Annotated in this window: 14 protein-coding genes; 6 read left to right on the top strand and 8 right to left on the bottom strand. The window is 55.1% G+C overall.

Features of this window, described 5'->3' with window-relative positions; all coding sequences use genetic code 11:
* Positions 1–2: 2 nt before the first annotated feature.
* The 4 genes from AAGR22_RS14970 to AAGR22_RS14955 form a co-directional block, all read right to left on the bottom strand.
* Positions 3–1,808, bottom strand: coding sequence for an extracellular solute-binding protein (locus tag AAGR22_RS14970; protein ID WP_345828273.1), 1,806 nt, complete (start codon positions 1,806–1,808; stop codon positions 3–5).
* A 123-nt stretch (positions 1,809–1,931) separates the two neighbouring features.
* Positions 1,932–2,507 (bottom strand): bifunctional murein DD-endopeptidase/murein LD-carboxypeptidase, encoded by a 576-nt coding sequence (gene mepS / locus AAGR22_RS14965; RefSeq protein WP_067708656.1) that lies wholly within the window; start codon positions 2,505–2,507, stop codon positions 1,932–1,934.
* 536 nt (positions 2,508–3,043) lie between these two features.
* Complete coding sequence (locus tag AAGR22_RS14960) at positions 3,044–3,751, bottom strand: phosphatase PAP2 family protein (RefSeq protein WP_345828272.1); 708 nt, start codon at positions 3,749–3,751, stop codon at positions 3,044–3,046.
* Between the two features lie 43 nt (positions 3,752–3,794).
* A complete protein-coding gene (locus AAGR22_RS14955) occupies positions 3,795–4,772 on the bottom strand; it encodes a GTP-binding protein (protein ID WP_345828270.1) in 978 nt (325 codons plus the stop codon).
* A 152-nt stretch (positions 4,773–4,924) separates the two neighbouring features.
* Between AAGR22_RS14955 and AAGR22_RS14950 the strand changes: the two genes are divergently transcribed.
* Positions 4,925–5,218, top strand: coding sequence for a hypothetical protein (locus AAGR22_RS14950; protein ID WP_345828269.1), 294 nt, complete (start codon positions 4,925–4,927; stop codon positions 5,216–5,218).
* 73 nt (positions 5,219–5,291) lie between these two features.
* On the opposite strand, the gene yeiP is transcribed toward AAGR22_RS14950, so the two are convergent.
* Positions 5,292–5,864: an elongation factor P-like protein YeiP gene (gene yeiP / locus AAGR22_RS14945; protein ID WP_067708645.1), complete on the bottom strand. Its 573-nt coding sequence runs from the start codon at positions 5,862–5,864 to the stop codon at positions 5,292–5,294.
* A 157-nt stretch (positions 5,865–6,021) separates the two neighbouring features.
* Positions 6,022–6,204: a hypothetical protein gene (locus AAGR22_RS14940; protein ID WP_231877654.1), complete on the bottom strand. Its 183-nt coding sequence runs from the start codon at positions 6,202–6,204 to the stop codon at positions 6,022–6,024.
* Here AAGR22_RS14940 and AAGR22_RS14935 point away from each other — a divergent pair.
* From AAGR22_RS14935 to fruA, 4 genes are all read left to right on the top strand, one after another.
* Positions 6,116–6,337 carry a YkgJ family cysteine cluster protein gene (locus AAGR22_RS14935; RefSeq protein ID WP_231877653.1) on the top strand — a complete coding sequence of 74 codons (222 nt, stop codon included), beginning with the start codon at positions 6,116–6,118 and terminating at the stop codon, positions 6,335–6,337. The genes AAGR22_RS14940 and AAGR22_RS14935 overlap by 89 nt on opposite strands.
* 378 nt (positions 6,338–6,715) lie before the next feature.
* Positions 6,716–7,849, top strand: a complete 1,134-nt coding sequence (fruB, locus tag AAGR22_RS14930; RefSeq protein ID WP_067708639.1) for a fused PTS fructose transporter subunit IIA/HPr protein — start codon at positions 6,716–6,718, stop codon at positions 7,847–7,849.
* Positions 7,846–8,784 (top strand): 1-phosphofructokinase, encoded by a 939-nt coding sequence (gene fruK / locus AAGR22_RS14925; protein WP_067708636.1) that lies wholly within the window; start codon positions 7,846–7,848, stop codon positions 8,782–8,784. Before fruB ends, fruK begins: the two co-directional genes overlap by 4 nt.
* Before the next feature lie 16 nt (positions 8,785–8,800).
* The gene (gene fruA / locus AAGR22_RS14920) at positions 8,801–10,504 is read left to right on the top strand and encodes a PTS fructose transporter subunit IIBC (RefSeq protein ID WP_345828266.1); all 1,704 of its coding nucleotides are present in this window, start codon (positions 8,801–8,803) and stop codon (positions 10,502–10,504) included.
* 94 nt (positions 10,505–10,598) lie between these two features.
* On the opposite strand, the gene nfo is transcribed toward fruA, so the two are convergent.
* Both nfo and AAGR22_RS14910 read right to left on the bottom strand, forming a co-directional pair.
* The gene (gene nfo, locus AAGR22_RS14915; RefSeq protein WP_345828264.1) at positions 10,599–11,450 is read right to left on the bottom strand and encodes a deoxyribonuclease IV; all 852 of its coding nucleotides are present in this window, start codon (positions 11,448–11,450) and stop codon (positions 10,599–10,601) included.
* Positions 11,451–11,535: 85 nt separating this feature from the next.
* Entirely contained in the window at positions 11,536–12,594 is a 1,059-nt protein-coding gene (locus AAGR22_RS14910; RefSeq protein ID WP_345828262.1) for a YeiH family putative sulfate export transporter, read from the bottom strand.
* Between the two features lie 127 nt (positions 12,595–12,721).
* On the opposite strand from AAGR22_RS14910, the gene yieE reads away from it, so the two are divergent.
* Positions 12,722–13,588, top strand: a complete 867-nt coding sequence (gene yieE / locus AAGR22_RS14905; protein WP_067708623.1) for a DNA-binding transcriptional regulator YeiE — start codon at positions 12,722–12,724, stop codon at positions 13,586–13,588.
* The last annotated feature ends 140 nt before the right edge of the window (positions 13,589–13,728 follow it).

The raw sequence follows: 13,728 nt of genomic DNA, 5'->3' as shown, positions 1-13,728 counted from the left end.
CCTTAACGACGCTGTGCCGGCAGCTGCGCGGCTTTGTTGACATCATACCACCAGCTGTCAAAGCCCAGTGACCAGGCAGGGCGGATCGCCGGCATTGAGAACTTATTCCACCAGGCATAGCGATCGCGGGCGTTATACCACATCGGGATCATGTAATCATTCCACAGCAGGACGCGGTCCAGCGATCTTGCCAGCGGCAGCAGCGCGTTTTTATCCCCCTGGTGCTGAATGATCTGCTTTATCAGCGCATCAACTACCGGGCTGGCGACGCCCGGGGCATTATAGCTGGAGGCGAGATACGCCGAATCCCAGACCAGCCGCAGTGAGGGATCGGGGATGGGGAAAGCAAAGTAGCTGATGGGGCGCATATCATAATCACGACTGCGCGCACGGGCCAGATACTGTGAGCTGTCGACCTGGCGAAGGGTAAGCTGGATACCGAGCCGTGACAGCGCGTGCTGGAAGGGGAGTACCCACTGATTATTCTCCCCGCTGCGCAGCAGCAGTTCAAAGCTGAATGTCTTCCCCGTCTGCTGATTGGTTAGCTTCTGGTTTTTTATCTCCCAGCCTGCCTGTTTAAGCAGGGCCAGCGCCCTGAGAAGATTATCGCGGTCATACCCGCTACCGTCAGTATGGGGAGGGTGATAAATTTGCGTGAATACTTCATCGGGGATTTCTCCCTTAAAGGGCGCAAGGATCTCCAGCTCTTTTGCATCGGGATAATGCCGCGCGGCGTATTCGGTATTCTGGAAATAACTGTCGGTTCGACGGTACGCATTATAGAACAGCGCCTTATTCATCCATTCGAAATCGAATACCAGCGAAATGGCCTCGCGCACGCGGCGATCCTTAAACAGCGGCTTTTGCACATTAAAGGCCAGCCAGCGGGTATCCGTGGCGGCGGTGTTGGGCTGTTCATCCTTAATAATCAGATGGTGGTCAAAGTTGCTGCCGCGATATTGTGTGGCCCAGCTTTTAGCCGAGCTCTCGGCGCGGAAATCGAACGCGCCCGCCTTAAAGGCTTCAAAGGCAACGTTATCGTCAAGATAATAGTCGTAGCGGATCGTATCGAAATTGAAGCGACCTTTATTCACCGGCAGATTTGCCGCCCAGTAATCCTTCACGCGCGACCAGGTAACAGACTGTCCGACTTTCCAGGCGGTTATCCGGTAGGGACCGCTGCCCGGAGGTGGAGTGCGAAGCGGTTCATCCAGTCGGTGATGCTGCCAGAATTTTTCCGGGAATACCGGTAGCGACAGCAGCGACAGTACCCGATCTTTATCACCCACAGGCAGGTCAAACCGCACGGTCAGCGCGGAAATAGCCCGGGCAGTCACACCCTTATTCGCCACCCGAAACTGCGGTACGCCTTCCGTCATAAATTTGTTAAAGGTGAAGGCCACGTCGCGGGCGGTGATGGGGCTGCCGTCTTGAAAGCGAGCCAGGGGATTCAGGGAAACTTCCACCCAGCGATAATCATCAGGATAACGCGCAAACTCGGCAATCAGGGGATAATAGCTGGCGGCTTCATCCTCTGATGAGGTAAACAGCCGGTCATACAGCGTGTCAGTGCCCGCCGCAGGATTGCCGCGTGAGGCAAAGCGATTAAAGTTATCATAGGTGCCCACCGCCGAAAGCGTAATATTACCGCCCCTGGGCGCGGCGGGATTGGCATAATCGTAGTGGGAGAAATCGACGGCATATTTAGGCTCGCCGAGCTGTGCAAACGCGTAACTCTCATTAATATTCTCAGCCTGGGCCGTGGTCACCATGCAGCTGAAGAGTATAAAAGCAAAGCGCAATATCATAAAGTTACTTAGCTCCCACCGTTAATGCCAACATCCCGTTATCACGCCTGGCAGCAGGCAAAAAAAAACGCTGCCGCGGCAGCGTTTTCTCTCTCGTTTTTCGCAGACTTCAGGGGATCGAAATCAGCTTTGCGTTCGGGTCAGAACGCGCCGTGCCTCATGATAGCGATGCTTCCAGTAGTTGTCGTTCAGATTCGAGATCATCACGCCGCTGCTGGTTGAGGCATGGACAAAGTTATCGTTACCCAGATAAATGCCGACGTGGCGACCGGTTGAACCGGCGCGGAACAGCACTAAATCACCGGGGCGCAGCTTTGTACGCTGAATGCTTTTCCCTGTGTCTTCCTGCTCGTAGGTGGAGCGCGGCAGATCGAGACCAAACTGCTCACGGAAGGTGGTTTGTACAAATGCAGAGCAATCAATGCCGCGTTTGCTGGTGCCGCCCAGGCGATAACGAACGCCTTTCCAGACCGCATACTGGTCCATCAGTCGGGATTTAATATCCACGTTCTGAACCATTTTTTCGAATTCATCCTGAGACGCTTGAAGTAAAAAGCCGTCCTGGCTCTTAACTGCATGAGTATCAGTTTGTGCATTGTTGCTGCTGTTGGTCGAACTACAGGCTGACAGTAACGTCGCTAAGGCGACAGCAGGTAAAACCCGCCAGATATATCTCAGCATCGGTTGAGACTTGACCATTATGTTTGTGATCCCTTGAAGTCCTTAACGACGAAGTCGTCAGATATTACGAAACGGAACGAGATTAATTAGCGCACAGGGGTAAGACAATTCCTGAACCTCTAAAATGTGCCAGAGAGCACAGTTAAAAGTGTAAATTAAGGAAATATCTTACAGCGTTGGCCTAATCGAAAATGAGATTAACCGATTACAGACAGCATGGCGAGGGGTTTTAGCGTCTTTTTTATAGGTTTTAATGATGTGAAACATAAGAATATTAAAATGGCCGTTTTATCGGCAAATGTGCAGGAATCATGAGGGTAAAGAAGGTATTCAGGTGTTAAAGAGGGGCATGATGCAGAACGTAGTTAAATGTCGGTCTGAAAGCATTTTTTATGGCATAAACTGCTGCCAGGGCGGCACCCTCGTCGTTCTTTGTTCAGTTATTTCCGGCGAAGCGTTTATGTCTGTGAGCGAAGAAGGGTATTAAGCAGCACCGTAATAAATGAGATAAGCATTACGATGCTGCCTGCTGCAAAGCATTAACAGACTAATATTTACTTAGCGGGCTTATATTTTCCAGGTAAATAGCGATTAACCACATTGACCAGATAGTCGCTGGCCGGGGTTATTAACAGCCAGCTCATGCCGACCAGCACAATTGAAAGCGAACCCACCGCCACGTCAGTAAACCAGTGTGCCCCAATCATTATGCGGGGAGAGGCAAAAATCAGTACTATCGCTACCGCGATTAAAAAGGCGCGGCGAGTGAAATAGCGCAGCATAAAGCAGGCGAAAATCATCAGCATCATGCCGTGATCGCCGGGGAAGCTGTCCGCTGACGCATCTTTAGTCGGTATGCCGGTCAGGCGCGTGACATGATTAACGTCCGGGAAGAATTTAGTGGGGCTGGGGTGCGAAACCGGGATCAGATGGCCGAGCTGGTTAAGCACGACGGCAGCCAGCAGCATAGTAATACCGATGGCCAGCATGCGACGGCGGCCCTGAGGGGTTTCATGCAGCCAGAAGCTCAGGTAAAGCGCACCCATTGCTAACAGCGAGACGCCATCAAAAGCGCGATAGTTGGTAATGGCCACGAACCACAGCAGGGGTTTGCTGGTGACCAGTCTTTCATTGAACCAGTAGAAAATGCTTTTATCAATGTCAAACCAGAAACCGTGATGGGCGGGCAGGTACCATGAGAAAAATAGCGCCAGGCCAAGTGCATTAAGCACCAGGATGGAAAGTAAGCGTTTAGCAGTCATTTCGTCTTAAGGTTAAATTAAGAAATCGTAACGGCGTAGATTATTACACGAAAGTTAAACGAAGTTGCAACAAAGATGTTTGTAACGCGTTCCAGTCCGCTTCCGCTTCATGGATGACCTCAATGCGGCTGTCAGGTGGCGAAGACTGGCGGGTCTCGATATGAAAGTCGTCACCCTGACGATTAACGCTAACCAACCCTTCCTGGATGCGCATCACACCTTTAACCCGCGTGACCGGAGAGAGGCGTACCCATTCAAGCAGGCCGACGGTATCAAAAACCGTATCGCTGTCGAATACCCAGCCGCAGGCGAAATACCCCTGGCCCTGATTTAGCGAACGGCGCCACCGTGCATCAGGCTTTAGTGTTAGTGCGGCAAGGCCCGAAGCGGGCTGGCCATGATGATGGGCTGGCCGAGGAAGCGTCTGCTGGTTTTTACGCGGCTGGCGCAAAAGCTGCGCATCAATTCTGCCAAAGGAGGCGGTGATGACCGGACGGCTCAGTGGATCCTGCTGTTGCCATTCGTGCAGTGCCTGCCGGTCGGCATCAAGCCAGCGATCTTCCTTATTCGCGACGATAATATCGGCCGCCGCCAGCTGATCGCGGAAATTCTCGTTTTCAACGGTGCGCCTGTCGCTCAGCTGGCGCGGATCCAGCAGGCATAACGAGGCATCCAGCGTGAGCCAGGGGCGGTAAACATCCGCCGAGAGCATATCAAGGATCTGTTTGGGGTGCCCGAGGCCAGTGGGTTCGATCAGCAGGCGATCGGGCTGGGCCTGCTTAAGCAGCATATTCAGCCCAACCTGCATCGGCAGGCCGTTCACGCAGCACATGCAGCCGCCGGGGATCTCTTTCAGGATAGCGCCACTCTCTGCCAGCAGGGCCCCATCAATACCCACTTCGCCAAACTCATTAACCAGTATCGCCCATTTTTCGTCTGCCGGTTTTTGAGAAAGAAGATGCTGGAGGGTGGTAGTTTTGCCGCTGCCCAGAAATCCGGTGATTAAATTAACTCGTGCCATCTTTTCCTCTCTCTGCGCATTCAGCTAAAGGTGAATTAATCTTCTGCTCACCGATGCCGATAATTAACTTACCTGCCCACCAACGACTATCTTCAAAGTGCCAGCAGTTAATCGACGAGGTAACTATGAATGGCGTAAAAATTGCAGTGCAAATGACTGTGGTCAGTCTGCTCATCCCGCTATGGACGGAAACCGCTCTGGCAGGAGAGGCACAGGCCAGTGCAGGCTCTGGCATCATTACCTTTCAGGGCGCGATTGTGTCGCCCAGCTGCGAAATCGACCAGCAGTCCGACTTGATCAGAACATCCTGTTTTAAGCAGGGTAAAACCCAGGTCTACATCACGCATCCTGATGCGCAGGCGTTACCTGCTGAGCTGGGGCAAACGCAGGTGAAATGGCTCGATGCACAGCACAAAATGGGGATTATGACCGTCAACTACAATTAGTACGCCCGGGAATTGTTATAATATAACAAATTCGGCCGCGCGCAAGGACGTTGCCGAATTTATCGCGTACTGATTAGTCCGCACGGCTCATATAGCGGCGCTCGGGGATATGAATGCGTATTTTATCGCCGCTGCTCAGGTATTCAGGAACCTGAATAACCAGGCCGGTTATCATGGTGGCTGGTTTTGTTCTGGCGCTGGCAGAGGCGCCTTTAATACCCGGCGTGGTTTCCACGATTTCCATATCAACGGTTTGCGGCAGCTCGAGCGCCAGAATCTGGCCGTCCATGGTCAGGACCTGAATACCCGGGATCCCGCCCTCGGGCAGAAACAGCAGTTCCTCTTCAATCTGCTCTTTTTTAAAGATATAGGGCGTGTAGTCCTCGTCGTCCATAAAGACATACTCGTCCCCATCAATGTAGGAGAAAGTCACCTGACGTCGACTCAGAGAGATGGTGTCAATAATGTCATCGCCCTTAAAGCGCTCTTCCACTTTCATACCGGTACGGATATCGGTAAAACGCATTTTATACAGCGTCGATGCCCCGCGTGCGCTCGGGCTCTGAACGTCAATATCCTTCACTAACAGCAGCTTGCCGTTGAAACTTACGGCCATACCTTTTTTAATTTCGTTCGCTCTTGGCATATAAAAATCTCAGTAAAAAGGGCCAGGGAAAATTCTCGCGACAACTTACTCTTGCGCAAGGATTCAGGCAAGTGCTGAACGGCAGTCATGCAGGACACTTTTCTCAGAATGTCATTAAAGAATAGTATTCACTCAGGGCGCCTGCTATGTTCACGTTTTAAATGCCTGCCGCGCTGCCTGACGCTCCGTTACCGTTGATTTTTCCCCGAGGTCTTTTGATGGAATGTCGTACCGATTGCGGAGCGTGCTGCATAGCCCCTTCGATCTCCAGCCCCATCCCCGGCATGCCGCAGGGGAAGCCCGCGAATACGCGCTGTATCCAGCTTGCTGATAATTTCATGTGTAAGATCTTCACCTCGCCCCTGCGTCCCAGCGTATGCGGCAGCTTAAAGGCGAGGTCTGATATGTGCTTCACCCATCGGGACGAAGCCCTGACCTGGCTTATTCAGCTTGAAGCTGAAACGGCACCTTAACCTTTATTGCGTTCTCTGCCGCTCCACCTTGTTGCAAACCCCGGATGCGAGATGCAAAACCGAGACAGGGTGTGGATCCCTCCCTGGCGGCGGCCCCCGGCATTCTGCGATTTACCCGGCGCGAGAGGTGTCAGCTTAGCTTCAGCTGACCCGCTCCCGGAGAACGCTTTCTGCCCGATAATTCCAGAAAGAAGCGATAAAATGTGCGTGGCATCAAAAAATCGTTACCCAACCAGCGGTAAAACTTGCATCGCCGAGGCGAAGAAGAACACACTCATTGAAACGTTTCAGCGTTGTCCGTTCAGCGTGTTAGACCAGAGAGCGTACGCGGTTTCATAAATTAGCTGAAACGATTCAATCTAAGCAGCGAGGAGAACTATGTTCCAGCTTGAACTGTCCGCTATTCATCCCGGCGCCACTGCCGAAAACAAAGAGGATGCCATTCGTCAGGTTGCTGCCGCACTTACTCGTGCGGGCAACGTGGGAGAAGGTTACGTTGACGGTATGCTCGCCCGCGAGCAGCAGACCTCAACCTATCTGGGTAACGGTATTGCTATCCCTCACGGCACCACGGATACCCGCGATCTGGTGTTGCAAACGGGCGTCCAGGTGTATCAGTTTCCGCAGGGTATCGCCTGGGGCGAGGATCAGACCGCCTGGGTGGTGATTGGTATCGCGGCAAAGTCGGATGAACATCTCGCGCTGCTGCGTCAGCTGACCCACGTTCTCAGCGATGACAGCGTGGCCGAGCAGCTAAAAAGCGCCGATTCAGCCGAAACGCTGCGTAGCCTGCTGATGGGCGAAAAGCTGGCAGGGGAATTTAAGTTTGATACTTCGCTGATTACCACCGACGTTGCCACCGGCGATCTGATGACGCTTCAGGCGCTTAATGCGGGCCGCTTACAGCAGGCGGGGGCAGTCGATGCGACCTTTGTTAGCCGTGTCATCGCCTCCCGCCCGCTTAACCTGGGGCAGGGCGTCTGGCTGAGCGACAGCACCGAGGGCAATCTTGCCAGCGCGGTCGCCGTCAGCCGCAGCGCCACGTCCTTTGAGGTTGACGGTGAGAAAGCCGCGCTGCTGGTGACCGTGGCGGTCAACGATGACAGCCCGCTAAACGTGCTGAACTACCTCAGTGACCTGCTGATTAACCAGAAAGCCGATCGCCTGTTGAGTGCCGATGCAGCGGGTATTCTTGCGCTACTGACCAGTGAAGTCTCGGAACAGGCGGATGTGCTGACGGAAGAGTTCACCATTCGCAACGAACATGGATTGCATGCCCGTCCCGGCACCGCGCTGGTCACGGTGATCAAACAGTTTAATTGCGACGTCACCGTGACGAATCTCGACGGAAGCGGCAAGCCAGCCAATGGCCGGAGCCTGATGAAGGTTGTGGCGCTGGGGGTGAAGAAAGGTCACCGGCTGCGTTTTACCGCCAGCGGTGAAGATGCACCTCAGGCAATTAAGGCCATTGGTGAGGCAATTTCTGGCGGTCTTGGCGAGGGGGCATCATGAGCAGGCGCGTCGCCACAATCACCCTGAACCCGGCTTACGATTTGGTGGGTTATACGCCTGAAATCGAACGGGGCGAGGTAAACCTGGTAAAAACTACCGGTCTGCATGCGGCGGGTAAAGGGATAAACGTTGCTAAAGTGCTGAAGGACCTGGGGATCGATGTCACCGTCGGTGGCTTCCTTGGTAAAGAGAATCAGGATGGCTTTCAGCATCTGTTCAGCGAACTGGGTATTGCTAATCGCTTTCAGGTGGTCGAAGGCCGTACCCGTATCAACGTTAAGCTCACTGAGAAAGGCGGAGACGTAACGGACCTCAACTTTTCGGGGTTTGAGGTTACGGGGCAGGACTGGGAGCGTTTTACGACCGACTCACTCACGTGGCTGGGCCAGTTTGATATGGTCTGCGTCAGCGGTAGCCTGCCGGCCGGCGTCGACCCGGATGCGTTTACCGACTGGATGCGTGCGCTGCGTACCCACTGCCCCTGCATTATTTTCGACAGCAGCCGTGAAGCGCTGGTAGCGGGCCTTAAAGCTGCGCCCTGGCTGGTGAAGCCAAACCGACGCGAACTGGAGATTTGGGCCGGACGCAAACTCCCGACGTTACAGGAAGTAATAGAAGCGGCACATGCCCTGCGCGAACAGGGTATTGCTCACGTGGTGATCTCACTGGGTGCGGAAGGCGCACTGTGGGTAAATGCTTCAGGTGAATGGATTGCCAAACCGCCCGCGTGTGAAGTGGTAAGCACCGTGGGTGCCGGGGATTCAATGGTTGGTGGGCTGATTTATGGCCTGCTGATGCGCGAATCCAGCGAGCATACGCTTCGACTGGCTACGGCCGTGGCGGCCCTGGCCGTCAGTCAGAGCAACGTTGGCATTACCGATCGTACCCAGCTGGCCGCTATGATGGCGCGCGTCAAGCTGGAACCATTTAACTGACAGCAGGAGAAGCACAATGAAAACGCTGCTGATAATTGATTCTTCGCTGGGCCTGGCGACAGGTTATCTGGCAAAAAACATGGCAACCGCCGCTGCGGTGAAACTGGGCGTGACGCTGACCGACAGCCTGGCTGAGGCAGATCGGGTGATTGTGGCAGGAAAAAGTATCCCTGCCGACGCCAGCCTTGACGGGAAATCCGTATACGTTGCTGATATCGAACAGCTCATGCGCCAGCCAGACGCGGTGCTAACCACGGCGCAAAGCGAAGCTAAAACCTGGCACGCGCCAGCAGCCTCGCCAGCGCAGGCGTCAGCAGGTGCCCTAAGCGAACAGCGGGCAAAACGCATTGTCGCGGTTACCGCCTGTCCAACCGGCGTGGCGCATACCTTTATGGCAGCCGAAGCTATTGATACCGAAGCGAAAAAACGCGGCTGGTGGGTTAAGGTGGAAACGCGCGGATCCGTGGGCGCGGGCAATACCATTACGGCAGAGGAAGTGGCAGAAGCTGACCTGGTCATCGTGGCAGCGGATATTGAGGTGGATCTGGCGAAATTTGCCGGCAAGCCAATGTATCGCACCTCTACCGGACTGGCGCTGAAGAAAACCGCCCAGGAGCTGGATAAAGCGGTCGCGGAAGCGAAGCCTTATCAGCCTAAAGGGGGCAGTAGCTCAGCATCACAGGGTGAAGAGAAGAAAGAGGGCGCGGGCGCCTATCGTCATCTGTTAACCGGTGTCTCCTATATGCTGCCGATGGTAGTAGCGGGGGGGTTGAGCATCGCGCTGTCGTTTGCCTTCGGTATTACCGCCTTCAAAGAGCAGGGCACGCTGGCGGCGGCGTTAATGCAAATCGGGGGCGGTAGCGCATTCGCGCTGATGGTTCCGGTGCTGGCTGGCTTTATTGCGTTCTCCATCGCCGACCGCCCGGGCCTGACGCCGGGTCTGATTGGCGGCATGCTCGCTACCAGCATTAACGCGGGCTTCCTCGGTGGCATTATTGCCGGTTTTATTGCCGGCTATGCAGCAAAATTTATCAGCGCCAAACTCAGGCTGCCGCAGAGTATGGAGGCGCTCAAGCCGATTCTGATTATCCCGCTAATCGCCAGCCTGGTCACCGGCCTGCTGATGATTTACGTGGTCGGCACGCCGGTTGCTAAAATCATGGAAGGGCTGACCCACTGGCTGGCGAATATGGGAACGGCGAATGCGGTGCTGCTGGGTGCCGTACTGGGTGGCATGATGTGTACCGATATGGGCGGCCCGGTCAATAAGGTGGCCTATGCCTTTGGCGTCGGGCTGCTCAGTTCGCAAACCTATGCGCCGATGGCGGCAATTATGGCGGCGGGCATGGTTCCTCCGCTGGCAATGGGGCTGGCAACGCTGGTGGCGCGCAGGAAATTTAATAAAGGCCAGCAGGAAGGGGGCAAGGCAGCGCTGGTTCTCGGCCTGTGCTTTATCTCCGAAGGGGCCATTCCATTTGCCGCACGCGACCCGATGCGCGTACTGCCCTGCTGCATTGTGGGCGGCGCGCTGACCGGTGCCATTTCCATGGCGGTGGGCGCGAAGCTGATGGCACCGCACGGCGGCCTGTTTGTTCTGCTGATCCCCGGTGCTATCACCCCGGTTATGGGTTACCTGATGGCCATTATCGTGGGAACCCTGGTGGCGGGCCTCTCCTACGCGGTACTGAAGCGTCCGGAGTCGGAGCTGGCTAAAGCCTGATACTTCTCTGATGAAAAAAAGCGCGGGTAACCGCGCTTTTTTTATTGATCCCCCGACCCGCATAAACAACCCTAAACACGCTGGCAGAGAGTCGTCAGTAGACCTGCTTCTGCTCTGACCTGAGCCACGCAATCTCATCTTTCCAGATATCGGGATTTACCGTCTCCAGAATCAGCGGAATGCCATCAAAACGCGCATCTTTCATCAGCCAGCTAAATACCGTCTTACCAATATTGCCTTCACCCAGGCTGTGATGGCGGTCGACCCGGCTGGCGAATTCACTTTTAGCGTCGTTGAGGTGCATACCGCGCAGAAAATCGAAGCCCACCGTGCGATCAAATTCAGCAAAGGTGTCCACGCATGCCGCCTCCGTACGTAAATCATATCCTCCGGCAAAGGCATGGCAGGTATCAATACACACGCCGACGCGTGATTTATCCTCTACGCCATCGATAATCGCCGCCAGGTGCTCAAAGCGGAAACCCAGGTTGCTGCCCTGTCCGGCGGTATTTTCAATAACGGCAGTCACGCCCTGAGTCTGGTTCAGCGCAATGTTGATTGACTCGGCAATGCGCTTCAGACATGCCTCTTCATCAATCTGCTGCAGATGGCTGCCGGGATGAAAGTTCAGTAGCGACAGTCCCAGCTGTTCACAGCGGCGCATTTCATCTAAAAACGCCTCACGAGACTTATCCAGCGCCTCCTGCTGCGGATGGCCAAGATTAATCAGATAACTGTCGTGCGGCAGGATCTGCGCGGAGGTGAAATGGTATTTTTCACAGGCCTCGCGAAAGGCGGTAATCACTTCACTACTGAGCGGCGCGGCCCGCCACTGGCGCTGATTTTTAGTGAAAAGCGCAAAGGCCGTGGCTTCCAGTTCATGGGCGCGGATCACTGCTTTGTCTACGCCGCCCGCTGCGCTGACGTGGGCACCAATATATTTCATGCCATCTCTCCTGTTATTGGCCTCTTTTCAGGCTGCAATGATAACCGCAGGCGGTAAGCGATGACCACAGATGCTGCACGGTAAGTTATGACCACAGATGCTGTACGGTCAGGTTGATAATGCCCCCGCCGGCGATCAGCCAGATAAAAAGCAGTCCACCCAGCATAAGGGGTTTTGTACCGGCCTGCCTGAGGTCAGCAAACCGGGTGGTCAACCCCAGCGCCGCCATTGCGGCAGCCAGCAGCACATTATCGACCTGCGTAAGTCCGCTAACCAGCGAGGCGGGTAGCAGATGCAGCGAGTTAAGCAGTACGGCGACAATAAACAGCAGAGCAAACCAGGGAATTTGGATCCTGGTCTTTAGAGTGCCGCTCTGGCTGGCCGTACGTTTCACCCAGGCACTGAGCAGCAGCAGGAAAGGAGCCAGCATCATTACGCGCAGCATCTTCGCGATCACGGCAGCATTTTCAGTTTCCGGGCCGACGGCGTGTCCGGCAGCGACAACCTGTGCCACTTCATGCAGCGTTGACCCGGTATAAACGCCCCAGATTTCAGGCGTCAGACGCGGAAACAGGCTGTGCGCGTAGGGGTAGAGCAGGGGATAGATGAAAATCGCCAGGGTGCCGAAAATTACCACGGTGGCAACGGCGACGGCCACTTTCGCTGAATCAGCTTTGATCACCGGTCCCGTCGCCAGAATTGCCGCTGCGCCACAGATACTGCTGCCCGCACCGATTAGCCATGCAGACTCCCGATCCAGGCCCAGCAGGCGCCGTCCCGCCCAGCAGGCGATAAAAAAGGTTGAACCGAGGGTCAGCAGATCAATGGCGATGCCCCGAATGCCCACTTCCGTGAGCTGTTGAACGGTCAGCCGAAAGCCATACAGCACAATCCCCAGCCGCAGCAGACGCTGCTTTGTCAGCAACACGCCCGCATCACAGCGGGTCGCAACGCGAAAGTAGAGCGTGTTACCGAAAACTACCCCGACAATAATCGCCAGCGTTAGCGCACCCAGCCCGAGTGAGGCTATTACCGGCAGGGCGCTCAGCCAGGTGGCGGCTGCGGCGAGCAGCAGCGCCATCAGCAATCCCGGAATAAAGCGCTGCGGTCGCGCGGGGAAGGTAGGGAAAGTAAAATCAGTCATGGCTCGCTCCTTTTCAATATGCACAGCATGGAGAATGCTGGTTTAAAAGAGAAATAGATTATATATTTATTATTAACCACTATTAGAGATAGATTCAGAGCCATTATCAGATGGAGAGGGGGAAGTTATGCATATCACGTTAAGGCAGCTGGAGGTGTTCTGCGAGGTACTGAAAAGTGGATCCACCACTCAGGCCTCACAGGGAATGTCGCTGTCCCAGTCGGCCGTCAGCGCAGCACTGGCCGATCTCGAAGGGCAGCTCGGCGTCCAGCTGTTTGACAGGGTGGGCAAGCGACTGGTGGTGAACGAACATGGGCGGCTGCTCTACCCGCGTGCGCTGGCGCTGCTGGAACAGGCAATGGAAATAGAGCAGCTGTTTCGTGAGGATAACGGCGCCCTGCGGGTTTATGCCAGCAGTACCATCGGCAATTACCTGCTGCCTGGCATGATTGCCGGCTGGCGACGCGATTATCCTGATTTGCCACTTGAGCTGAGCGTCGGTAACAGCCAGGATGTGATTAATGCGGTCGCCGACTTTCGGGTCGATATTGGCCTGATTGAAGGCCCGTGTCACCGACCCGATCTGATAAGCGAACCCTGGCTGGAGGACGAGCTGGTGGTGTTTGCCGCACCCGATGCAGATATCTTCAACCAGCCCGTCACGCTTGATACGCTGGCCAGCGCCACCTGGATCCTGCGTGAAAAGGGATCGGGTACGCGAGAAATCGTCGATTATCTGCTGCTTTCCCATCTGCCGCAGTTCAGGCTGGCGCTGGAGCTGGGGAATTCAGAAGCAATCAAGCATGCGGTGCGTCACGGCATGGGCATCAGCTGCCTGTCGCGCCGGGTTATAGAGGAGCCGCTGGCGCTGGGAACGCTGCGCGAGGTGGCCATTCCTCTGCCCGAACTCAAGCGGACGCTGTATCGTATCCACCACCGGCAGAAACATCTTTCCCGACCGCTGCTGCGCTTCCTCAGCTACTGTATCGAATAGTGCCTGACCGCTGCTGCGCTTCCTCAGCTACTGTATCGAATAGTCCCAGACCGCTGTTGCGCTCCTCAGCGACTGTATCGAATAGTCCCTGACCGCGATATGCCTGCCCTGTCGCCTGCGTTATAAGTATTACCGTGGCA

Source organism: Erwinia sp. HDF1-3R (assembly GCF_039621855.1).
Taxonomy (GTDB): Bacteria; Pseudomonadota; Gammaproteobacteria; order Enterobacterales; family Enterobacteriaceae; genus Erwinia.
This window is presented reverse-complemented; position numbering and strand designations above follow the sequence as displayed.

Coding starts and splice junctions, on each gene's coding strand:
- AAGR22_RS14970 (WP_345828273.1), bottom strand. CDS start 1,808: ATGATATTGCGCTTTGCTTTTATACTCTTCAGCTGCATGGTGACCACG.
- mepS (WP_067708656.1), bottom strand. CDS start 2,507: ATGGTCAAGTCTCAACCGATGCTGAGATATATCTGGCGGGTTTTACCT.
- AAGR22_RS14960 (WP_345828272.1), bottom strand. CDS start 3,751: ATGACTGCTAAACGCTTACTTTCCATCCTGGTGCTTAATGCACTTGGC.
- AAGR22_RS14955 (WP_345828270.1), bottom strand. CDS start 4,772: ATGGCACGAGTTAATTTAATCACCGGATTTCTGGGCAGCGGCAAAACT.
- AAGR22_RS14950 (WP_345828269.1), top strand. CDS start 4,925: ATGACTGTGGTCAGTCTGCTCATCCCGCTATGGACGGAAACCGCTCTG.
- yeiP (WP_067708645.1), bottom strand. CDS start 5,864: ATGCCAAGAGCGAACGAAATTAAAAAAGGTATGGCCGTAAGTTTCAAC.
- AAGR22_RS14940 (WP_231877654.1), bottom strand. CDS start 6,204: ATGAAATTATCAGCAAGCTGGATACAGCGCGTATTCGCGGGCTTCCCC.
- fruB (WP_067708639.1), top strand. CDS start 6,716: ATGTTCCAGCTTGAACTGTCCGCTATTCATCCCGGCGCCACTGCCGAA.
- fruK (WP_067708636.1), top strand. CDS start 7,846: ATGAGCAGGCGCGTCGCCACAATCACCCTGAACCCGGCTTACGATTTG.
- fruA (WP_345828266.1), top strand. CDS start 8,801: ATGAAAACGCTGCTGATAATTGATTCTTCGCTGGGCCTGGCGACAGGT.
- nfo (WP_345828264.1), bottom strand. CDS start 11,450: ATGAAATATATTGGTGCCCACGTCAGCGCAGCGGGCGGCGTAGACAAA.
- AAGR22_RS14910 (WP_345828262.1), bottom strand. CDS start 12,594: ATGACTGATTTTACTTTCCCTACCTTCCCCGCGCGACCGCAGCGCTTT.
- yieE (WP_067708623.1), top strand. CDS start 12,722: ATGCATATCACGTTAAGGCAGCTGGAGGTGTTCTGCGAGGTACTGAAA.